Annotated in this window: 1 rRNA gene; it reads left to right on the plus strand. The window is 51.8% G+C overall.

Annotation, left to right across the window (positions count from 1 at the left end):
* Positions 1–541 (plus strand): 16S ribosomal RNA (locus ACP7BZ_RS23020); the annotation flags it as partial.

Here is a 541-nt window from a genome sequence, read left to right on the forward strand (position 1 = left end):
CTAATGACGGTACCTGAAGAATAAGCACCGGCTAACTACGTGCCAGCAGCCGCGGTAATACGTAGGGTGCAAGCGTTAATCGGAATTACTGGGCGTAAAGCGTGCGCAGGCGGTTTTGTAAGTTTGTCGTGAAATCCCCGGGCTCAACCTGGGAATGGCGATGAAGACTGCAAGGCTAGAATCTGGCAGAGGGGGGTAGAATTCCACGTGTAGCAGTGAAATGCGTAGAGATGTGGAGGAACACCGATGGCGAAGGCAGCCCCCTGGGTCAAGATTGACGCTCATGCACGAAAGCGTGGGGAGCAAACAGGATTAGATACCCTGGTAGTCCACGCCCTAAACGATGTCTACTAGTTGTCGGGTTTTAATTAACTTGGTAACGCAGCTAACGCGTGAAGTAGACCGCCTGGGGAGTACGGTCGCAAGATTAAAACTCAAAGGAATTGACGGGGACCCGCACAAGCGGTGGATGATGTGGATTAATTCGATGCAACGCGAAAAACCTTACCTACCCTTGACATGTACGGAAGCCACGAGAGAT

Origin of the sequence: Massilia sp. PWRC2 (genome assembly GCF_049896725.1) — a bacterium.
In the GTDB taxonomy this organism is placed as follows: domain Bacteria; phylum Pseudomonadota; class Gammaproteobacteria; order Burkholderiales; family Burkholderiaceae_D; genus JAFCUW01.